Consider the following 20,121-nt stretch of genomic DNA (forward strand, 5'->3'; position numbering starts at 1 on the left):
AGCAGCCGGCCCGGCTCAATCGATCAGGGAGACCGAGACCGGAAAGGGAATCGTGTTGGAGAAATCGGTCGAGCGCAGTGCGCCTGCAAGAACGCCATCGCTCGACAGCGTAAGTTCACCGGTCACGCCTCGCCACTCTGCGAGTGATATCGCCGCCCCGGCGAGGGTGAACGCGCAGTTCCTGCCTTCCTTGAACGGCCAGCACTGTTTCGACTTGTCGTAGGGCCCGGTCTGGAAGACATACGTCCCGACCTTCTCGTCCACGGTCAACGCCCCGCGGACATAGGAAAGCCAAGCCTTCGCTTTGGTTTTTTCCTCCGGTGCGGTCGTCAGGTCGGCGACGAGGCGAAACGGTCCGCCGGCCTCGAAAATCGCAGCCACGGCCGCGCGCTGCAGTTCGGGATCGGAACTGAACAGCCCGGTTTCCTTGGCACGCTGGACGAAACTCGGATTGCCGGACTTCAGCAGCAGTTCCATCGCCGCGATGCGCAGGTTCTTGTCCTCCTGCGCGAGCAGGGCGTCGACCTCGTCGAGTTCGCTCTTCTGGGACGACAGCTGCTTCTTGATTTCGTCCAGCGTCTGCTGGGCTGCGGCCGGAACGACGAGTGTCATCAATGATGCTGTCAGCATTGCCAGCAGCCGCTTCATTGGTCGCCCCCGAAAAATCGATAAACAATGACGCAAATCTGCAGCAGTTCATCGCAGGCGTCTACGGGGCCGCGCGGGCTGACAAAAAGAAAGAGGCCCGCCGGCGGGTGCCGGCGGGCCTCTTCTTAACCACGGATCCGATCGCTCGGGTCCGCTGCTCCTCAGAGCAGCTTCAGTTCGGCGGCCGAAGCGCGACCGTTACGGTCCTGCTGCAGGTCGTAGCCGAGCTTCTGGCCTTCGTTGAGGTTGCCGATGCCGGCACGCTCGACGGCGGAGATGTGCAGGAACACGTCCTTGCCGCCGTCATCGGGCTGAATGAAGCCGTAGCCCTTTTGTGAATTGAACCACTTGACGGTACCAGTAGCCATGTTCGTCTCCTTCGAAAACAGGCGTTAGTTCTTCCGGGTGAAAACTCCGGCAAAGGCGGTCACGCCGTCCTCGCGGAAGTCAGCGCCGGGCAAACGTTCGCCCGACGCGGTCGTATCGGTCGTGGGCGCAGCAAGGACGTGTCCATCGGACATCGTCCCGCCGCAGTCCTCGCCCGGGTGCGGCGGCCGCGGGGCGGCCACCGGATCTCTTCAGACGGCGCGGCGACGTCCAGCGTCGCTGCGGCTGCCGCGGTTGTCCGGCCGACGGCCGGCGCCGCTGGCGTCCGCGCCGCCATTGCCGCTCGCTGCCGCGGCGATGGAGGCCGGGCTGCCCGGGCCGGGACGGCCGGGCTGCGCCGGCTTGCCGGCGCCGCCATTGCCACCGCGGCCGCGGTTCGGCTGCGGCTTGCCCTGCGGGCGGCCCTGGTGATGGTTGCGGGTGCGCTCCGCCTCGCCTTCATGGCGCATGCGGTCCTCCGGGGAGGCGGCGATCTGGCCGACGACGGTGAGCGGACGCTTGTTCAGCCGCTCGATCGCCTTCAGCGCGCCGCGCTCGGACGGATCGCAGAACGAGATGGCGATGCCCTCGGCGCCGGCACGCGCGGTGCGGCCGATGCGGTGGACGTAGCTCTCGGGTTCCACGGGCAGGTCGTAGTTCACGACATGCGAGATTTCCGGCACGTCGATGCCGCGGGCGGCGAGGTCGGTGGCGACGAGCACGCGGACTTCACCGTCGCGGAAGCCCTGCAGCGCGCGCTGGCGGGCACCCTGGCTCTTGTTGCCATGGATCGCCGCGGCGTTGACACCGGACTTCTCGAGCTGCTCGGAGACGCGGTTGGCGCCGTGCTTCGTGCGGGTGAACACGATGACGCGCGACATCGCCGGGTCGGCGAGCAGGTCGGACAGTAGGCCGCGCTTGGCCGCGGTCGGCACGTGGTAGAGGCGCTGGTCGATCTTCTCGACCGTGATCACCTGCGGCGTCACGGCGACGCGCACCGGGTCGCGCAGCACTTCCATGGCGAGATGCTCGACTTCCTTCGGCATCGTCGCGGAGAACAGCAGCGACTGGCGCTCCTTCGGCATCAGCTTCACGATGCGACGGACGTCGCGGATGAAGCCCATGTCGAACATGCGGTCGGCTTCGTCGAGGACGAGGCGCTCGACGGCGTCGAGACGGACGAGACGCTGCTCGATGAGGTCGAGCAGGCGGCCCGGCGTGGCGACGACGATGTCGATGCCCTGCGAGAGGGCCTTGACCTGCGGGCCCTGGCCGACGCCGCCGAAGATGGTGGTGTGGCGCAGGCGGGTGAACTTGCCGTACTTGCCGAAGCTCTCGGCGATCTGCACGACGAGCTCACGGGTCGGCGCCAGGATCAGCGCTCGCATCGACTTCGGCGCGGCGCGCTTCGGGTCGTTGGCGAGGTGGTCGAGGATCGGCAGCGCGAAAGCCGCGGTCTTGCCGGTGCCGGTCTGCGCGAGGCCGAGCAGGTCGCGGCCGGTCAGGACGGTCGGGATCGCCTGAGCCTGGATCGGCGTCGGCGTCTCGTAGCCATGAGCGGCGAGCGCACGGCGCAGCGGCTCGGACAGGCCGAGCGCATCAAAATGGTCGATGGTCACTTGAAGAAAAAACCCTTCCGCATGCCGAATCGCCCGGTAAGACCGGGTCAACGTCATAGGCCGCGTGTTCGTCGACTGACCACGCGCAAACTGGGCAGACGGATTTGTTGAGCTGTTGTCCGCGATGGAAATGAACCGAACGAACGGTCACGTCGCGCGCATCGCAGAATGACGTCTATTTGCTCGCTGCACCGCGAAATGTCAAGGCCGAGCGTCAGATCATTGTCGAAAGCGTTGCGATGTGATCGAGGCGATCCCATCTCCGCCGAGGTTCGATACGTACCAGACGCAGAGGAAACCGCCCGTGGACGCACAGAAGATACTGGATCAGCTGATGGGGACCGGCAAGTCCTATCTCGACAAGTCGGGTTATGCCGGCCAGGGCAAGGGCCTCGCCACCGGCGGGCTCGCCGGCACCGCGCTCGGCTACATGCTGGGCTCGAAGTCGGGGCGCAAGCTCGGCAAGAAGGCGGCCGGCTATGGCGGCCTCGCCCTGATCGCGGGCCTCGCCTACAAGGCGTGGCAGTCGCATTCGGCAGGTTCTGCCGGCGGCGGGCAGGCCGCTCCGGGGGCCGATCGACAGGGCTCCACGCCGCAGCCGGGTTCGTTCAGCCGCGGCGTCGGCGAGATGGCGGGCGGCACGCCCTGGGGCTCGGCGCGCCCGGCCGAGGACGTCGACCTGATCGAGCCGCCGCGCGACAGCCCGTTCAACCCGGCCGCCGCCCCCGGCGGGGCCGACAGCCGGGCGGAAGTGCTGCTGGTCGCAATGATCGCCGCCGCCAAGGCCGACGGCCACATCGACGCCGAGGAGCAGCGCCGCATCTTCGGCCGGCTCGACGAGCTCGCGCTCGAAAACGACGAGAAGGCCTTCGTGATGGACGAGCTGCGCCGGCCGCTCGACGTCGACCGTGTCGTGCGCATGGCGCGCGGGCCGGAGGAAGGTCTCGAGGTCTATGCCGCTTCGCTGCTGGCGATGTCGCCGGATCATCCGGCCGAGCGGGCCTATCTCGACATGCTGGCCGCGCGGCTCGGCATCGACAAGGCGCTCGCGGCCGATCTCGAGCAGCGGGCGACCACGGCGCTGGTCGAGGTGAGGTGAGTCGAACGCTGTTCCGCTCGGACTGCGGAACGGCGTCACCGCGGGGCTTTCCCCTCGTCCTGCGAGACAGTCGCTGCGCGACGTCTTCAGGATGAGGGGAAAGGACAACCGTTCACCAATGAAACCGGAGCCGACCGACGGTCTCGTCCCCCGAAGGCCCGCAAGGGGCCGTCTCGACGGGCGAGGTCGGTGCGCTGACGGTCTGCGCCCACTCCGGTCCTGACGCGACCGGCCCGGGCTGTCGCCGGCCGCTCCAGCCCTTTTGGCCGGCCGGGGTCCCTATCACGCCTTCGGCGGGGCCGAGGACGATTCGCGGATTTCGAGGCGCGGCGGGATCAGCAGGCGGGCGAAGGGGGAGGGGCGGTCGTTGACGAGGGCGAGGATCGCGTTGGCGGCGTGCTTGCCGATCTCGTCGGAGCCGTTGCGGACCGTGGTCAGCGGCGGGTTCCAGGTTTCCGAACCCTCGACGTCGTCGAAGCCGGTCACGGCGATGTCGACGCCCGGCACGATGCCGAGGCGGTGCAGGCCGGACATCACGCCGAGCGCGAGCAGGTCGTTGAAACAGACGATCGCCGTCGGGCGGGGGTCGAGCGCGAGCAGCGCCTCGACCGCCACCTTGCCCTCGGCCGACGTCATGATCTCGGGCAGGCCGCCGCCGTCGGGGATGGCGAGGTTCGCCTCGCGCATCGCGGCGAGATAGCCGCCGTGACGGTCACGGCCGGACGAGGTCTGGCGCCGGCCGCCGATCATCGCGATGCTGCGATGGCCCTGGGCGATCAGGTGGCGGGTGAGGTCGAAGGTGCCGCGGAAATCGTCGCCGCGCACGATCGGCGCGGTGGCGCCCTCGACGTCGCGGCAGATGATGGTGACGGGGGTGCCGGAGCGGGTGATCTGCTCGATGTCGGCGGCGGTGGTGCCGAGCGACGGGCAGATGACGAGCCCGTCGGCGTTCTGCTGCTGCAGCACGTCGACGAAGTTCTTCTGCCGGGCGAGATCGTCGCGGTGGTTGCAGATCAGGATGGTGATGCCGGCGCGCTCGAGCTCGTTCTCGACGGCGCGGAACACCTCGGCGAAATAGGGATTGATCACGTCGTTGACGACGACGCCGATGATGTTGGTGCGTGCGGTGCGCAGGCTGGCGGCCTGGCGATTGTAGATGTAGCCGAGCTCGGCGGCGCGCTCGCGCACCTTCTGGCGGGTATCGACCGACACGGCCGGATTGTCGCGCAAGGCCAGCGAGACGGTGGCCGTCGACACGTTCAGCTCCGCCGCGATCTGGCTGAGCGTCACCCGTCTTCGTCGCAGCTTGCGTCCGTCATTCGCGCTCGGATCGAGCATCATCCACCCCGGCCAGTCAACCACGGCAGATATATAGTGTTTTGGTGCGCGGATACACCTGCATCAGGGGTGTGTCCCCAAGGCGCGGCAACGATGGCCGCGGCGAGCGTCACGGGCGCTCAGGATCGCGCACGGGCACCGCCGGCGCGATCACCGCGACCGGCGTCTTCGCCTTCCGGACGCGGTCGCGCGACATGTAATAGAGGCCGGAGGCGATGACGATCAGCGCGCCGGCAACGGTCCAGCCGCTGGGCACGTCGCCGAACACGCTGAAGCCGAGCAGCACGGTCCAGATGATCTGCACATACGCGATCGGCGCGAGTTCGGCGGCGGAGACCAGCCGGTGCGCGGCGATCAGCAGGGTGTGGCTGAGGCCGCCGAAGACGCCGGCGGCGATCATCAGCACCCAGGTGAACGGATCCTGCGGCCAGACCCAGACGAAGGGCAGGATCGGCAGCAGCAGCAGGGCGGGTACGCCGGCCGAGACCAGCAGCATGCTGCCCGGACTTTCGGTGCGGGTCAGCACGCGCGTCAGCACGGCATAGACCGCGAACAGGATCACGGCGACGATCGACAGCAGCACCGCCGGGTGGACGTCGCCGATGCCCGGGCGCGTCACGACCAGAATGCCGAAGAATCCGAGCCCGATCGCCACCCAGCGGCGCGGGCCGATCCGCTCGCCGAGCGCCACGACCGAAATCAGGGCGATCATGAAGGGCGCGAGGAACTGGATCGTCAGCGTCTCGGCAAGTTGCAGGTACTGCAGGGCGAGGAAGTTCAGCGCCGTGTTGATCACCAGCGTCAGGGCGCGCAGCAGCTGCAGCCCGGCGCGGTTGACGCGCCAGGACGACGGCGAGATCAGCGGATTGAGGATCACCACCGCGAGCACGAGATGCACCGCGTAGCGCATCCAAACCACCTGCGCGACCGAGGCGTCGCGGCTCGCGAGCTTGGCGACGGTGTCGAGCAGGCAGAACAGGATGCCGGTGCCGATCATCAGGCCATAGCCGATCAGCCGCTGGCGCGGCGGCACGGCGGGCGGTGCGGTCCGGTCACGACCCGCCGGTGGGGCGGCTGCGCGGTCCGGCGCGGGACGGTGGCCGGCTGGGGGCGAACCCGCCGATTCGGCACAGGACTGCGTCACGGCAGGTTTTGATCCGCACTCGTTTTGGGCAATCCCGGCATTATGCGCCGACAGAAGGGCCCGCGGCGAGCATTTATGCGGCATGGCTCCGTTGCGGACGCCTCATGTCTGGCGGTCTGGCCCCGGCCCCCGCTGAGGCGGACCTAGTGCAGGCCGCCCTCGGCCTCGGCGAGGATCGCGGCATGCACCGCGGGCTCGGCGGCCTCCGGCTCGTCGGCGTCGGCCGGATCGTCGTCGGGCAGGGTGCCGGGGGCGAGGTTCTTCTCGATCGCGCGCAGCATCTTGCGCAGGCGCTTGCGGTCCTTGTCGTCGAGGCCGGCCATCGCCTCCTTCTCGATCCGGCGCCAGGCGCGGTCGATCTCGTCGACGCGCTCGCGGCCGACGTCGGTGAGGTAGACGCGGGCGAGGCGGCCGTCGGAGGCGGAGGATTCGCGGCGGACGAGGTCCTGCGCGCCGAGGCGGGCGATCATCTTGGTCACGGTCGGCGGCTGCACGCCGAGGATGGCGGCGAGTTCGCTCATGCTGCGGCCGTCGTCGTCGGCGAGCGCCTTCAGCACCGCCTCCTGGCCGGGGTGCAGGCCGATGCGGCCGAGGTGGACGCCGGCGCGGGTGCGGTGGGCGCGGGCGGCCTGGGTCAGGCGGAAGGTCACGCTCTTGCGATGATTGAAGCTCATTCTCATCCCCCGGCTACCACACGGCCCGTGTTGCTCCACGGGCCGCTCCGATCGTGACGCCCATGTTGAATCGGCGCCGCGGATCCTATCTAGAGCCTGCCGCGACCGATGTCGCCGCATGCGGCGCCGCGCGATCGATTAGCCGACTTCTTAGCCGGGCCGCGTGACGGTCCGATGAAGACCATGATAGAGAACGCGACGCATTCCAGGAGACTTCCGATGGCCGAACCCCATGCCCCCGTCCCCGTCACGGTGCTCACCGGCTATCTCGGGGCGGGCAAGACGACGCTGCTCAACCGTATTCTCACCGAAGACCACGGCAAGCGCTATGCCGTCATCGTCAACGAGTTCGGCGAGATCGGCATCGACAACGACCTGCTCGTCGACACCGACGAGGAAGTCTACGAGATGAACAACGGCTGCATCTGCTGCACCGTGCGCGGCGACCTGATCCGCGTCGTCGAGGGGCTCGCCAAGCGGCGCGGCTCCTTCGACGCGATCATCGTCGAGACCACGGGCCTCGCCGATCCGGTGCCGGTGGCGCAGACCTTCTTCATGGACGACGACGTGCGCAAGGCGGCGAAGCTCGACGCCATCGTCACCGTGGTCGACGCCAAGCATTTCCTCGCCCGCCTCGCCGACAGCACCGAGGCCGAGGACCAGGTGGCGTTCGCCGACGTCATCCTGCTCAACAAGACCGACCTCGTCACGGCCGAGGAACTGAAGGCGGTGGAGGAGACGATCCACCAGCTCAATCCCTTCGCCAAGGTGACGAAGACCAGCCGCTGCAGCGTGCCGCTTTCGGAGGTGCTCGACCGCGGCGCCTTCGACCTCGAGCGCATGCTGGAGCTCGAGCCGCAGTTCCTCGAGGCCGGCCACGACCACGAGCACGTCTGCGGGCCGGACTGCGATCACGACCACCACGACCACAGCCATGATCATCACGGCCACGACCACGGCCACCACCACCACCACCTGACCGATATCACCTCGGTGTCGCTGAAGGGCGCGGCGGTGGTGCCGGAGCGCTTCATCAAGTGGATCGGCGAGGTGACGCAGTCGGAAGGTCCGAACATCCTGCGCCTCAAGGGCATCATGGCCTTCGAGAACGAGCCGCAGCGGTATGTGGTGCAGGGCGTGCACATGATCGTCGAGGGCGACCTGCAGCGCCCCTGGCGCGGCGACGAGCCACGCGAAAGCCGCCTCGTCTTCATCGGCCGCCACCTCGACAAGGCGGCGCTGGAGCGGGCGTTCACGGCGTGCCTGGTGGGCGAGCCGGCGCTGGCTTGAAGGCTCGTGCTTGCCGTGGGGCGGCCCCCTCCCTGTCCCTCCCCCGCTTCGCAGGAGAGGGGACGCAGGAGGCGAGGGCGTTCATCTCGATACCGCTTCGGTTCGGCGTGACGTTCGTTTTGCAGACACCCTCTCGCCCATCGTCCCCTCTCCTGCGAAGCGGGGGAGGGACAGGGAGGGGGGAGGCCCCACGGCAACGCCCCCGCCGTTGACAACCGACCCCGCCCGCCCCAACAACGGCGCCTGAACCCGCCCCTCACCCGAAGGACCGCCCCGCCTTGGTCGCGATCACGCCCGTCGCCGTTTCCGGCTACGTCGTTCATGCCGGCTTCCTCGGCAAGCAGCCGATCTTCGCCGACGGCAGCGGCGGGGTGGTGCGCGGCACCACGGCCGAGCGCGCCGAGGTGCATGGCGGCGCAATTCTCGCCGCTACGGCGACGCTCGACGGCAAGGCGCTGATCACCTCCGGCGACGACGGCAAGGTGATGCGGACGGAGGCTGCTGGCGCACCGCGCCTCGTCGCGGAGCGGCCGCGGAAATGGATCGACCAACTCGCCACGGGTCCGAACGGCGCCATCGCCTTCGCCTCGGGCCGCAGCACCTGGGCGCTGGACGGACGCGGTACCGCCTTCGAGCTGACGCGGCCGCGCGCCGTCGGCGGGCTCGCCTTCCTGCCGAAGGGGTTCCGGGTGGCGATCGCCGGCTACAACGGCGTCGGCCTCTGGTTCCCCGGCACGGTCGCGCCGCCGCAGGAGCTGGAATGGAAGGGCGCCCACATCGGCGTCACCGTCTCGCCGGACGGGCGCAGCGTCGTCTCGTCGATGCAGGAGAACGCGCTGCACGGCTGGCGCCTCGCCGACGGCCAGCACATGCGCATGTCGGGTTATCCGACCAAGGTGCGCTCGATGTCGTGGTCGGTGAAGGGCCGCTTCCTCGTCACCTCGGGCGCAGGCGTCGCGATCGCCTGGCCGTTCCATTTCAAGGACGGGCCGATGGGCAAGCGGCCGCTGGAACTCGGCGGCCGGCAGGAACTCGTCACCCGCGTCGCGGCACATCCCGCCGAGGAGATCGCCGTGCTCGGCTACGAGGACGGCATGATCCTCTTGGTGCGGCTCTCCGACGGCGAGGAGGTGCTGCTGCGCCGGCCGGGCGAGGGGCCGATCTCGGCGCTCGGCTGGTCGCCGGATGGCCTCGAACTCGCCTTCGGCACCGAGGCGGGCGAGGCCGGCGTCGTCGACCTTTCGGCCTGAGCCGGTGGCCGCCCCCGCCCTCAGCCCGGCGTCCGTCGCGCCGACCCTGCCGGCCGAACAGGCGCTGCTCGATGCGCGCTTTGCCGATCTCGCCCGGGCTGAACGCCTGCTGCCGCTGAAGGTGACGGCGTTCTACCAGGCAAAGATCGACGAAGAGGTCGCGGCGCTCGGCCACACCGAGGGGCCGCTGCACCGCACGGCGCACCCGACCCGCGAGCGCTTCGCCGTGCACGCCGGCCACGAGGTCGCCGACTGGGTCGACGACCGTTCCAACATGCGCGTCACCGGGTCGGACGCGATCATCCACAAGTACCCGGACCGGGTGCTGTTCATGCCGACGTCGCTGTGCGCCGGCCACTGCCAGTATTGCTTCCGCCAGGACGTGCTCACCGAGCAGCATGAGGCGGGGCGCACGCGTGTCGCCGAGGAACTCGGCCGGCTGGTCGCCTATCTTGGCACCGTGCCGGAGGTGCGCGAGGTGATCCTCTCCGGCGGCGACCCGCTGACGCTGCCGCTGCGCGACCTCAAGCTGATCCTCGAGACGCTGCGCGCGCTGCCGCGGCGGCCGGCGATCCGCATCCACACCCGCGCGCTCGCCTTCGCCCCCAGAACCTTCGCCGATCCGGCGAAGCTCGATCTGCTGGCGGCAGCCGATGTGCGCCTCGTCTTCCACTTCGTGCACCCGTACGAGATCTGCGACGCGGTGCGCGGCGTGCTGCGCGAGCTGCGCCGGCGCGATGTGCGACTCTACAACCATTTTCCGCTGCTGCGCGGCGTCAACGACCATGCCGCGGTGATCGCGCGGCTCGTCGAGGATCTCGATGATGCCCGGGTGCGCACGCTGTCGGTCTATGTGCCCGAGCCGATCCGCTATTCGGCGCCCTACCGGATGCCGCTCGACCGGGTGTTCGCGATCCAGGACGCGCTCACCACCGGCTGGCCGGGCTGGGCCAACGCGATCCGCTTCACCCTCGACAGCCCGGTCGGCAAGGTGCGGCGCGAGCACATCGTCGCCCGCGACCGCGCCGCCGGCACGGTGACGTTCCGGCGCGAGGGGCAGAGCATCGTCTATCCGGATTTCCCGGCGATGCTGGATGTCGCCGGCGATCCGGCCACGATGCTCTGGCGCGGCTGACGTGAGATTTCGCCGTTCGTTTCGCTTTTTTCGCGAGACAGGCAAAACGAAATCCCCTATGAGGCTGCCGACCTGATCCGATCCGGCAATTGCAGCGCGGACGGACAGGCCTCCTTTCGAGGAAAATCATTGCCAACTGACTGGCCGCCCCGGCGGCTGCGTCCCGTTTTGCGGGGCGACGCCGCCCGTGGCGGCATCGGAGCCTGAAATGCCTTCCACTGCCTTGCTATATTTCAAATCCGCCATCGTACTGCTGATCGTCGGCATGGCCGCCGGCATCGCCATGTCGGCGAGCGGCGACCACACGATCTATTCGGCGCACGCCCATCTCAACCTGCTCGGCTTCGTGGTCACCGCGATCTACGGCGCCTTCTTCGCCCTTTCGCCGGCGAGTGCCGCCGGCCGGCTGGCGAAGATCGTGCTGGTGCTGCACGTCGGCGGCACCGCGGTCATGTTCCCGTCACTGTCGCTGCTGCTGCTGGGCAACACCGCCATCGAGCCCGTCGTCGCGGCATCTTCGGTGCTGATTTTCCTCGCGGCGATCGGCTTTGCCGTCGCGGTGTTCCGCCGGACGGCCTGAACTTCGACGCACCGCGCCGGCACCGCCGGTGCGGTGCGGAGGGCTCCAAGGTGTTGCAATCGCGGCGCCTGCGCGCCAATGTCGCGGCACTTCGGCGCAAAGCCCAACCGACGGCGGACAGAGCACTCATGAAACAGGACACCGAAGCCCTTCTCGCGGTTCTCCGGCGCGCGCCGGTGGTGCCCGTGCTGATCGTCGATCGGGTCGAGCACGCGATTCCGCTGGCGAAGGCGCTGGTCGCGGGCGGCCTGCCCGCGCTGGAGGTGACGATGCGCACCCCGGCGGCGCTGGAGGTGATCCGCGCGATGAGCACGGTGGAAGGCGCGATCGTCGGCGCCGGCACGGTGCTCGATCCGGAGATGGCGGACGCCGCCGTCGCGGCCGGCGCCAAGTTCATGGTCAGCCCCGGCGCGACCGAGACGATCCTCGCCCATGCGCTGAAAATCGGCGTGCCGCTGCTGCCGGGCGTCGCCACCGCCGGCGAGGCGATGCGCGCGCGCGATGCCGGCTACCGCATCATGAAGTTCTTCCCGGCCGGCCCGGCCGGTGGCCCGGTCTACCTGAAGGCGCTCGCGTCGCCGCTCGCCGACGTGCTGTTCTGCCCGACGGGGGGCGTTTCGGAGAAGAATGCGCCCGAGTATCTCGCGCTGCCGAACGTCGTCTGCGTCGGCGGCTCCTGGGTGGCGCCGGCCGATGCGATGAACAACGGCGACTGGGGCCGGATCGAGGATCTCGCCCGCGCGGCGATGGACCTCGCGGTCTGAGCCGAGCCGGCCTCGGCGACGCGTCCCGAAAATTTTCGGGGCGCAGGGAACATTTCCGGCAAGGTCGCGTTTTCGGTGCACGGCTGCCCTCCGGGTGGCCTGCACCGCCTTGCGGTCGATGCCGCATCCCCGCCCGCCTGTGCCGCCGGCTCCCCGCCATGGAAGGTTCATGATCGCTCCCCCGAGGATTGCCGACGCCGCCCTGTTTCTCGATTTCGACGGGACGCTGGTGGAACTTGCGCCACGTCCGGACGCCGTGCGGGTGCCTGCGGGCACCGTCGTGCGGCTGGAGCGGCTGGCCGACCGGCTGGATGGAGCGCTCGCGATCGTCTCCGGCCGACCCATCGCCGAGATCGACGCCTTCCTGGCGCCGGCGCGGTTCACGGTCGGCGGCCTGCACGGTCTCGAATGGCGCGAGGATTTCTCCCTGCCGGTGCAGGCGCTGGCGCCGCCGCCGTCGATCGCCGCCGTGCGCGGCCGCATCGACCGGACCTTCGCCGTCGCCGACGGCATTCTCGTCGAGGACAAGGGCTCGGCGATCGCCGTGCACTACCGCTCGGCGCCGGAGCGCGAGGCCGAGGTCCGCGCCGCGGTGATCGCGGCTGTGGACGGCTTCGACGACCTCAGCCTGATCCTCGGCAAGATGGTGGTCGAGGTGAAGCCGCGCGCCGCCTCGAAGGCGACCGTCGTCGAGCGTTTCCTGACGCTCGCCCGTTTTTCCGGCCGCACGCCGGTCTTCGTCGGCGACGACGCGACCGACGAGGACGGCATGCGCGCCGCGATCGCCGCCGGTGGCTATGGCGTCAAGGTGGGCGAGGGCGACAGCGTCGCCGGCTTCCGCCTCGCCACCGTCGCCGATGTGCACGCCTGGCTCGAAGACCTGCCGCCGTCGCGGCAAGGGGCCGGCCGGGCGAGCGTCGAAGATCCTGTTTCCAGAGAGGGAGCCGTCCGTTGAGCAGTCTCGAACTCGCGCTGATCGGCAACTGCGCCATTGCCGGCCTCGTCGACACCTCCGCCCGCATCGTCTGGACGTGCTGGCCGCGCCTCGATGGCGACCCGATCTTCCACGGCCTGCTCGGCGCCTCGACCGGCGACGAGCACGACGGCGTCTTCGCGATCGAACTCGTCGGTCTCGCGCGCAGCGAGCAGTCCTACGACGAGAACACCGCGATCGTCCGCACCCGGCTGTTCACCGCGGACGGCGACGCGATCGAGATCGCCGACTTCATGCCGCGCTTCGAATCGCGTGGCCGCTCGTTCCGGCCGACGGCGCTCGCCCGCCGCGTGTCGCCGATCGCAGGACGGCCGCGGATCCGTGTCCGCTGCCGGCCGCGCTTCGAATGGGGCGCGCGCGGGCCGGAGATCACTACGGGCTCGAACCACATCCGCTATCTCGGCCCCGAATTCGCCGTCCGGCTCACCACCAACGCGCCGATCACCTATGTCCGCGACGAAACCGCGTTCCTGATCGACCGCTCGCTGTCGTTCTACCTCGGCCCGGACGAGACGCTGAGCGACGGCGCCGATTCGCTGTGCCGGCAGTTCGAGGAGAACACTGCCGACTACTGGCGGCGTTGGACGCGCCGGCTCAGCCTGCCGTTCGAGTGGCAGGAGGCGGTGATCCGCGCCGCGATCACGCTGAAGCTCAACACCTTCGAGGAGACCGGCGCGATCGTCGCCGCCGTCACCACATCGGTGCCGGAAGCCGCCAACACCGAACGCAACTGGGACTATCGCTACTGCTGGCTGCGCGACGCCTTCTTCGTGGTGCGCGCGCTGAACTCGCTGTCTGAGATGGAGACGATGGAGAATTATCTCCGCTATCTCCACAACGTCATCGAAGGCTGGGACGGCGATCATTTCCAGCCGCTCTACGGCATCGCGCTGGAGCGCAACCTCGTCGAGCGCACGGTCGACCTGCCGGGCTACCGCGGCATGGGGCCGGTGCGCGTCGGCAACCAGGCCTATGAGCACCACCAGTACGACGTCTACGGCAACATCATCCTCGGCGCGGCGCAGGCCTTCGTCGATCGCCGCTTGCTCAACCCCGCCGGCATCGAGGCCTTCGCGGTGATGGAGCGGATCGGCGAGGAGGCGTTCCGGCGCTACGACAAGCCCGATGCCGGCATGTGGGAACTCCGCTTCCGCGCCCGCGTGCACACCACGTCGAGCCTGATGAGCTGGGCCGCCTGTGACCGCCTCGCCAAGATCGCGACGCATCTCGGCCTCGTCGACCGCGCGGCGGTTTGGGCCGAGCGGGCGCATGTCATCCGCGAAGCGATCATGACCAAGGGCTGGAACGAGAAGCTCGGTACCTTCGTCGAGAGCTTCGGCGGCGAGGATCTCGACGCCGGCCTGCTGCTGATGGCGGAGGTCAACTTCATCGACCCGCGCGACCCGCGCTTCGTCGCCACCGTCGACGCGATCGCGGCGAAGCTGCGCCGTGGCAACCACATGTTCCGCTACCACGCCGCCGACGACTTCGGCGAGCCGGAGAACGCCTTCAACATCTGCACGTTCTGGCTGATCGACGCGCTGGCGCGCATGGGCCGGCGCGAGGAGGCGCGGGAGATCTACGAGACGATGCTCGCCTGCCGCAACCACGTCGGCCTGCTGTCGGAAGACGTGACCACGGCGACCGGCGAGCTCTGGGGCAACTTCCCGCAGACCTACTCGATGGTCGGCATCATCAACGGCGCCGTTCGCCTGTCGAACGGCTGGGACAAGGTGGTCTGAGAACAACGCGAACGAGCCGGACGAGGGCCCCGGCAGGCTGGATGTCGTCACCCCGTCCGTTGCGTTCCCGTTCATCCGGCTGCATCGCAGCCAGCGTCCGCCCGCTCGGGGCGGGCGGAAAGAACCAGGAGGCGCAGGCGACGAAGGGCCGTTGCCGGCGCCACGAGGGGGCACCATGGGCAAACTCATCATCGTCTCGAACCGGGTCGGTTCGCTGAAGGACACCGGCAAGGCTGGCGGTCTCGCGGTCGCGCTGGTCGACGTGCTGCGCGAGCGCGGCGGCGTCTGGTTCGGCTGGAGCGGGGCGGTTTCGGACGAGGGCACCTTCGGCGAGTTCAAGATCGAGCGCAGCAAGCAGGTCGAGCTGGTGCAGCTCGACATCAACAAAGCCGACTACGACGAATATTATGCCGGCTACGCCAACCGCACGCTGTGGCCGATCCTGCACTACCGGCTCGACATCGCCGAGTTCGACCGGCCGTTCGAGGAAGGCTATCGCCGTGTCAACGAGCGCTTCGCGACGCGGCTGAAGCCGCTGATCAAGCCCGACGACCTGATCTGGGTGCACGACTACCACTTCCTGCCGTTCGCCTCGACGCTGCGCGCGATGGGCGTCGAGAACCGGATCGGCTTCTTCCTGCACATCCCGTTCCCGAGCCCGGACATCATCACCGCGCTGCCGCGCCACGGCGCGCTGATCCGCTCGATGCTCGCCTATGATCTCATCGGCTTCCAGACGATGCGGGATCGCAACCACTTCATCGACTACCTCGTGCAGGAGCAGGGCGGCCGGGTGGTCGACGACGACGTCGTCTCGGTCTACGGCCGCGAGATCACGGTGCGGGCGTTCCCGATCGGCATCGACGCCACGGGCTTTGCGACCTTCCCCGATTCGCCCGAGGGCAAGCGTCAGCAGCAGCGCATCCGCCAGGCGCAGCGCGACCGGGCCCAGATCGTCGGCGTCGACCGCATCGACTACACCAAGGGCATCCCGCACCGCTTCCGCGGCTTCGAGCGGCTGCTGGAAGAGTATCCCGAGAACCGCGGCCGGGTGACGTTCCTGCAGATCGCGCCGTCGTCGCGCTCGGAGGTCGACGCCTACGCCGACATCCAGCGCGAACTCGAGGGCCTCGCCGGCCAGATCAACGGCCGCTTCGCCGACGTCGACTGGACGCCGATCCGCTTCATCGCGCGCGGCTTTCCGCGGAAGGCGCTCGCCGGCATCTACCGGGCGAGCCGCATCGGCCTCGTGACGCCGCTGCGCGACGGCATGAACCTCGTCGCCAAGGAGTATCTCGCGGCGCAGGATCCCGAGAACCCCGGCGTGCTGGTGCTGTCGCGCTTTGCCGGTGCGGCGGAAGAGCTGCGCGAATCGGTGATCGTCAACCCCTACTCGGCGGCGGAAGTCGCAGCCGCGCTGCAGACCGCGCTGCAGATGCCGCTCGACGAGCGCAAGTCGCGCCACGCGCTGATGTTCGAGCGCATCGTGCGCAACGACGCGCACAACTGGGCCACGCGGTACATCCGGGCGCTCGGCGGGTAAGGGCAGGGCGTCGCGGGGAAACCCTTCTCCCCTCGCGGGAGAAGGTGGCGCGGCACGCGCCGGATGAGGGGGCGCGGCGCTGCCGTCAGTTCAGCGATCGCCGAAGCGCCGCGACCCCTCATCCGCCCTTCGGGCACCTTCTCCCACAAGGGGAGAAGGGATTTTGCGCGATACTCGCCGCGCGGCTCAGCGCACCAGCACGTTCTTGAACGCCCACGGCTCCTGCTCGTCGATGTCCTCCGGGAACAGGCCCGGGCGGCCGTCGAGCGGGGTCCAGTCGGTGTAGTGGCCCTCGACCGGGCCGAGGTAGGGCTTCTGCACCTCGAGGCAGCGGGCGAAGTCCATCTCGTCGGCCTCGACGATGCCGGCCTCCGGATTTTCCAGCGCCCAGACCATGCCGGCGAGCACCGACGAACTCACCTGCAGGCCGGTGGCGTTCTGGTAGGGCGCCAGCTGGCGCGCCTGCTCGATCGAGAGGCGCGAGCCGAACCAGTAGGCGTTCTTCGCGTGGCCGTAGAGCAGCACGCCGAGTTCGTCGCGGCCGTCGACGATCTCGGTCTCGTCCAGCACGTGGAAGGTCGACTGCGGCTTGCCGGCGCGGCCGAACATCTCGTGCAGTGACAGCACCGCGTCGTTCGACGGGTGATAGGCGTAGTGCACGGTCGGCCGGAAGGCCGGCGCGGCGCCTTCGCCGACGGTGTAGTAGTCGGCGATCGAGATCGCCTCGTTGTGGGTGACGAGGAAGCCGAACTGGGCGCCGACCGTCGGGCACCAGGTGCGCACGCGGGTGTCGGCACCGGGGCTCATCAGGTAGATCGCCGCCTGGCTGCCTTCCGCGTGGGTGCGGCCGATCTCGGGCATCCACGGCTCGAAGCTGCCCCAGCCGAGCTCCGCCGGCTGCAGCCCCTCGGAGACGAAGCCTTCCACCGACCAGGTGTTCCAGAAGGTGTCGATCGGCTTCGGCGCCTTGCTGCGCTGGGTGTCGCGCTCGGCGATGTGGATGCCCTTGACGCCGACGAAGTTCATCAGGCTGGCCCAGCCCTCGCGGTCGGCCGGAACCTGCACCTTGGCGGCGCTGTCGGGGGCAAGGTCGCGGGCGAGGTTGAGCAGCGCTTGCTTCACGAACCACGACACCATGCCGGGATTGGCGCCGCAGCAGGAAACCGCGGTCGGGCCGCCGGGATTGGCGCGGCGCTCGGCGAGCAGGGATTCGCGCAGGGCGTAATTGGAGCGCGCCTCGGGGCCGGCGCTCTTGTCGAAATAGAAGCCGAGCCAGGGCTCGATCACCGTGTCGATGTAGAGCGTGCCGAGGCTGCGGCAGAGCCGCATCAGGTCGACCGACGAGGTGTCGACCGAGAGGTTGACGCAGAAGCCGCGCCCGCCGCCGTTGGTCAGCAGCGGCGTCAGCAGGTCGACGTAGTTCTCCCGGGTGACCGCCTGCTGCACGAAGCGGATGCCGCGTTCGTCGAGCAGGGCGCGATCGGCGTCGCTGGGGTCGATGACCACCATCCGCGCCTTGTCGAAGGCGAAGTGCCGTTCGATCAGCGGCAGGGTGCCGCGTCCGATCGAGCCGAAGCCGATCATGACGATGGGGCCGTCGATCGTGCCGTAGACTGGCCAATCGCTCATTTCGTGAAGTCTCCTTGCAGTTCTTTGGGCCGGTGGTGTGCGCCCCAGCGGTCGCGGGGGGCTTTGCGAGTTTCCCTTTGGCCGGCAGATGAGGCCGGGGCGCCCTTCGCGAGGGCGGCCGGCCGGGTGACGTCGCCGGGAACCGGCGACGGGTGAAAACGACAGTATAGATGTCGGAGTTGAAATGCATGCAACGGCCGGGCCGCTGCCCGGCCCGACCGTTGCATTTTCGCCCGGCGTCGCTGCGGCCCTCAGGCCGCCGCGGCGAGCGGCAGGTGGACCGGCGCGAAGGCACCGGTCGGACGGATCAGGCCCGACGCGTCGGCGAGCCTGCCGTCGCGGAACTCCACGGCCTGCAGCCGCCGGCGCTCGAACGGGCCGGGCATGGCGAGGCCGGCCGCCTTGTCGGCGTCGAAGCCGAAGCGGGCGTAGTACTCCGGATCGCCGACGAGGATCACCGCCTCGTGGCCGAGCAGGCGGGCGCGCAGGAGGGCGTGGCGCATCAGCATGCCGCCGAGGCCGGCGCCCTGGTGATCGGGCGACACGGCGAGCGGGCCGAGCAGCAGCGCCGCGCCGGCATCGCCGGCGGCGACGTGCCAGAGACGGACGGTGCCGACCAGACGGCCGGCGTCCGCATCGCGGGCGACCAGCGACAGGCCGTCGGCGGCGAGACGGCCGCGACGGATCTTCTCCGACGACTTCAGGAAGCGCGCCGCGCCGAAGACGCGGTCGAGCAGGGCCTCGCGGGCGCCGATGTGCTCGGGCGCCTCGTCCACCACCTCGTACATGGGGGTGTCCTTCAAAACGGGAATGGTCACGGAACCCCGTCGCAGCGTCCCCTTCGGGCCGCGCGCCGGCGTGGGGACGGGCGGCGGTGCCGCCCGTCAGTTCGGTGTCAGTCCGGCTTGCGGCCGTTCAGATCACGCCGAGCAGGCAAGGCCTGCTCAGATGACGTAGGCCTGCAGCGGCGGGAAGCCGTTGAAGGCGACGCTGGCGTAGGTCGTCGTGTAGGCGCCGGTGCCCTCGATCAGGATCTCGTCGCCGATTTCCAGGGTGATCGGCAGGTCGTAGGGCGTCTTCTCGTAGAGCACGTCGGCCGAGTCGCAGGTCGGGCCGGCGACGATGCAGGGGGTCGACGCCGCACCCTCGTGACGGGTCACGAGCGGGTAGCGGATCGCCTCGTCCATCGTCTCGGCGAGACCGCCGAACTTGCCGATGTCGAGGAAGACCCAGCGCATGTCGTCGGCGCCGCCCTTCTGCGAGATCAGCACGACCTCGGTCTTGATCACGCCGGCGCTGCCGACCATGCCGCGACCCGGCTCGATGATCGTCTCCGGGATGCGATTGCCGAAGTGCGAGCGGATCGCGTTCTCGATCGAGCGGCCATAGGCCTCGACGGCCGGGATGTCGCGCAGGTAGCGGGTCGGGAAGCCGCCGCCGAGGTTGACCATCTTGAGATGGATGCCGCGCTCGCCGAGCACGCGGAAGATCTCCGCGGCCGACGCGAGCGCGCCGTCCCAGGCCTCGGTGTTGCCCTGCTGCGAGCCGACGTGGAACGAGACGCCGTAGGCGGCGAGCCCTCGCTGCTGCGCAGCCTCGAGCACGTCGATCGCCATCTCGGGCTCACAGCCGAACTTGCGGCTCAGCGGCCACTCGGCGCCGGCGCCGTCGCACAGGATGCGGCAGAACACACGGGCGCCGGGCGCCTGACGGGCGACCTTCTCGACTTCGGCGATCGAATCGACGGCGAAGAGGTCGACGCCGAGCAAGAAGGCGCGGGCGACGTCGCGTTCCTTCTTGATCGTGTTGCCGAACGAGATGCGGTCGGGCGTGGCGCCGGCCTCGAGCGCCATCTCGATCTCGGCGACCGAAGCGCAATCGAAGTTCGAGCCGAGACCGGCGAGCAGCGACAGCACCTCCGGCGCCGGGTTCGCCTTGACGGCGTAGAACACACGGCTGTCCGGCAGGGCGCGGCGGAACGACAGGAAGTTGTCGCGCACCACGTCGAGGTCCAGCACCAGGCAGGGACCCTCGGGACGGCGGGCGGCGAGGAATTCACGGATGCGAGCAGTCATGGCGGCAAGTCCCAGTTCCCAGAAGTTGGCGAGACCCGGGTCCGTACCTCGATCACGCCCGGCCGCTGTGGAGACGGCGAAGCGTGGTCCGGTGACGAACCAGCGACCGGCCCTTGCGGGTCGGCGGGATGAGATTGCGACCGCTTGTCGCGCTCGTAGGAGCGCGCCAGCGCGTTCGACAGCCATCGATTGGAACGGGAGACCCGTACCGCACGTCCGGCAAGGAGTAGT

18 protein-coding genes are annotated in these 20,121 nt (G+C 69.2%); 9 read left to right on the forward strand and 9 right to left on the reverse strand.

The genetic code is table 11. The annotated features are described in order from the left end of the window. Positions 1 to 15: 15 nt before the first annotated feature. The 3 genes from I5731_RS16970 to I5731_RS16980 all read right to left on the reverse strand — a co-directional run bounded on the left by I5731_RS16970 (position 16) and on the right by I5731_RS16980 (position 2,633). Positions 16 to 648 carry a hypothetical protein gene (locus I5731_RS16970; RefSeq protein ID WP_197312607.1) on the reverse strand — a complete coding sequence of 211 codons (633 nt, stop codon included), beginning with the start codon at positions 646 to 648 and terminating at the stop codon, positions 16 to 18. 161 nt (positions 649 to 809) lie between these two features. Then, positions 810 to 1,016 carry a cold-shock protein gene (locus tag I5731_RS16975; RefSeq protein ID WP_197312608.1) on the reverse strand — a complete coding sequence of 69 codons (207 nt, stop codon included), beginning with the start codon at positions 1,014 to 1,016 and terminating at the stop codon, positions 810 to 812. A gap of 210 nt (positions 1,017 to 1,226) precedes the next feature. Next, positions 1,227 to 2,633: a DEAD/DEAH box helicase gene (locus tag I5731_RS16980; protein WP_328839062.1), complete on the reverse strand. Its 1,407-nt coding sequence runs from the start codon at positions 2,631 to 2,633 to the stop codon at positions 1,227 to 1,229. Between the two features lie 304 nt (positions 2,634 to 2,937). On the opposite strand from I5731_RS16980, the gene I5731_RS16985 reads away from it, so the two are divergent. Next, a complete protein-coding gene (locus I5731_RS16985) occupies positions 2,938 to 3,732 on the forward strand; it encodes a tellurite resistance TerB family protein (RefSeq protein ID WP_197312610.1) in 795 nt (264 codons plus the stop codon). Between the two features lie 282 nt (positions 3,733 to 4,014). Here the strand turns inward: I5731_RS16985 and I5731_RS16990 are convergent, their stop codons facing one another. The 3 genes from I5731_RS16990 to I5731_RS17000 form a co-directional block, all read right to left on the reverse strand. Beyond that, positions 4,015 to 5,022, reverse strand: a complete 1,008-nt coding sequence (locus tag I5731_RS16990) for a LacI family DNA-binding transcriptional regulator (protein WP_328839064.1) — start codon at positions 5,020 to 5,022, stop codon at positions 4,015 to 4,017. A gap of 157 nt (positions 5,023 to 5,179) precedes the next feature. Beyond that, positions 5,180 to 6,103, reverse strand: a complete 924-nt coding sequence (locus I5731_RS16995; RefSeq protein WP_197312612.1) for a DMT family transporter — start codon at positions 6,101 to 6,103, stop codon at positions 5,180 to 5,182. Positions 6,104 to 6,357: 254 nt separating this feature from the next. Beyond that, positions 6,358 to 6,888: a MarR family winged helix-turn-helix transcriptional regulator gene (locus I5731_RS17000; protein ID WP_197312613.1), complete on the reverse strand. Its 531-nt coding sequence runs from the start codon at positions 6,886 to 6,888 to the stop codon at positions 6,358 to 6,360. 219 nt (positions 6,889 to 7,107) lie between these two features. Here I5731_RS17000 and I5731_RS17005 point away from each other — a divergent pair, with 219 nt between their 5' ends. The 8 genes from I5731_RS17005 to otsA all read left to right on the forward strand — a co-directional run bounded on the left by I5731_RS17005 (position 7,108) and on the right by otsA (position 16,186). Further along, complete coding sequence (locus tag I5731_RS17005) at positions 7,108 to 8,178, forward strand: CobW family GTP-binding protein (protein WP_197312614.1); 1,071 nt, start codon at positions 7,108 to 7,110, stop codon at positions 8,176 to 8,178. A 278-nt stretch (positions 8,179 to 8,456) separates the two neighbouring features. Next, a complete protein-coding gene (locus I5731_RS17010) occupies positions 8,457 to 9,428 on the forward strand; it encodes a WD40 repeat domain-containing protein (protein WP_197312615.1) in 972 nt (323 codons plus the stop codon). Between the two features lie 4 nt (positions 9,429 to 9,432). Continuing rightward, entirely contained in the window at positions 9,433 to 10,563 is a 1,131-nt protein-coding gene (locus tag I5731_RS17015) for a radical SAM protein (RefSeq protein WP_197312616.1), read from the forward strand. 208 nt (positions 10,564 to 10,771) lie between these two features. After that, positions 10,772 to 11,143: a hypothetical protein gene (locus I5731_RS17020; protein WP_197312617.1), complete on the forward strand. Its 372-nt coding sequence runs from the start codon at positions 10,772 to 10,774 to the stop codon at positions 11,141 to 11,143. A 128-nt stretch (positions 11,144 to 11,271) separates the two neighbouring features. Further along, complete coding sequence (gene eda / locus I5731_RS17025) at positions 11,272 to 11,907, forward strand: bifunctional 4-hydroxy-2-oxoglutarate aldolase/2-dehydro-3-deoxy-phosphogluconate aldolase (protein ID WP_197312618.1); 636 nt, start codon at positions 11,272 to 11,274, stop codon at positions 11,905 to 11,907. Between the two features lie 169 nt (positions 11,908 to 12,076). Continuing rightward, on the forward strand, positions 12,077 to 12,862 hold the full coding sequence (gene otsB / locus I5731_RS17030; RefSeq protein ID WP_197312619.1) for a trehalose-phosphatase: 786 nt from the start codon (positions 12,077 to 12,079) through the stop codon (positions 12,860 to 12,862). Then, positions 12,859 to 14,643 carry a glycoside hydrolase family 15 protein gene (locus I5731_RS17035; protein ID WP_197312620.1) on the forward strand — a complete coding sequence of 595 codons (1,785 nt, stop codon included), beginning with the start codon at positions 12,859 to 12,861 and terminating at the stop codon, positions 14,641 to 14,643. Before otsB ends, I5731_RS17035 begins: the two co-directional genes overlap by 4 nt. A 175-nt stretch (positions 14,644 to 14,818) precedes the next feature. Beyond that, entirely contained in the window at positions 14,819 to 16,186 is a 1,368-nt protein-coding gene (gene otsA, locus I5731_RS17040) for an alpha,alpha-trehalose-phosphate synthase (UDP-forming) (RefSeq protein ID WP_197312621.1), read from the forward strand. A gap of 186 nt (positions 16,187 to 16,372) precedes the next feature. Here the strand turns inward: otsA and I5731_RS17045 are convergent, their stop codons facing one another. The 3 genes from I5731_RS17045 to I5731_RS17055 form a co-directional block, all read right to left on the reverse strand. Then, complete coding sequence (locus I5731_RS17045) at positions 16,373 to 17,815, reverse strand: homospermidine synthase (protein WP_197312622.1); 1,443 nt, start codon at positions 17,813 to 17,815, stop codon at positions 16,373 to 16,375. Positions 17,816 to 18,066: 251 nt separating this feature from the next. Further along, complete coding sequence (locus I5731_RS17050) at positions 18,067 to 18,603, reverse strand: GNAT family N-acetyltransferase (protein WP_197312623.1); 537 nt, start codon at positions 18,601 to 18,603, stop codon at positions 18,067 to 18,069. A gap of 156 nt (positions 18,604 to 18,759) precedes the next feature. Next, complete coding sequence (locus I5731_RS17055; RefSeq protein ID WP_197312624.1) at positions 18,760 to 19,890, reverse strand: type III PLP-dependent enzyme; 1,131 nt, start codon at positions 19,888 to 19,890, stop codon at positions 18,760 to 18,762. Positions 19,891 to 20,121 lie beyond the last annotated feature (231 nt).

Source organism: Methylobrevis albus (genome assembly GCF_015904235.1).
Taxonomy (GTDB): domain Bacteria; phylum Pseudomonadota; class Alphaproteobacteria; order Rhizobiales; family Pleomorphomonadaceae; genus Methylobrevis_A; species Methylobrevis_A albus.

Bases quoted from the DNA above. Each gene is read 5' to 3' on its own strand.
- I5731_RS16970 (WP_197312607.1), bottom strand. From the start codon at position 648: ATGAAGCGGCTGCTGGCAATGCTGACAGCATCATTGATGACACTCGTC.
- I5731_RS16975 (WP_197312608.1), bottom strand. From the start codon at position 1,016: ATGGCTACTGGTACCGTCAAGTGGTTCAATTCACAAAAGGGCTACGGC.
- I5731_RS17000 (WP_197312613.1), bottom strand. From the start codon at position 6,888: ATGAGCTTCAATCATCGCAAGAGCGTGACCTTCCGCCTGACCCAGGCC.
- I5731_RS17005 (WP_197312614.1), top strand. From the start codon at position 7,108: ATGGCCGAACCCCATGCCCCCGTCCCCGTCACGGTGCTCACCGGCTAT.
- I5731_RS17020 (WP_197312617.1), top strand. From the start codon at position 10,772: ATGCCTTCCACTGCCTTGCTATATTTCAAATCCGCCATCGTACTGCTG.
- eda (WP_197312618.1), top strand. From the start codon at position 11,272: ATGAAACAGGACACCGAAGCCCTTCTCGCGGTTCTCCGGCGCGCGCCG.
- otsB (WP_197312619.1), top strand. From the start codon at position 12,077: ATGATCGCTCCCCCGAGGATTGCCGACGCCGCCCTGTTTCTCGATTTC.
- otsA (WP_197312621.1), top strand. From the start codon at position 14,819: ATGGGCAAACTCATCATCGTCTCGAACCGGGTCGGTTCGCTGAAGGAC.
- I5731_RS17045 (WP_197312622.1), bottom strand. From the start codon at position 17,815: ATGAGCGATTGGCCAGTCTACGGCACGATCGACGGCCCCATCGTCATG.
- I5731_RS17050 (WP_197312623.1), bottom strand. From the start codon at position 18,603: ATGTACGAGGTGGTGGACGAGGCGCCCGAGCACATCGGCGCCCGCGAG.
- I5731_RS17055 (WP_197312624.1), bottom strand. From the start codon at position 19,890: ATGACTGCTCGCATCCGTGAATTCCTCGCCGCCCGCCGTCCCGAGGGT.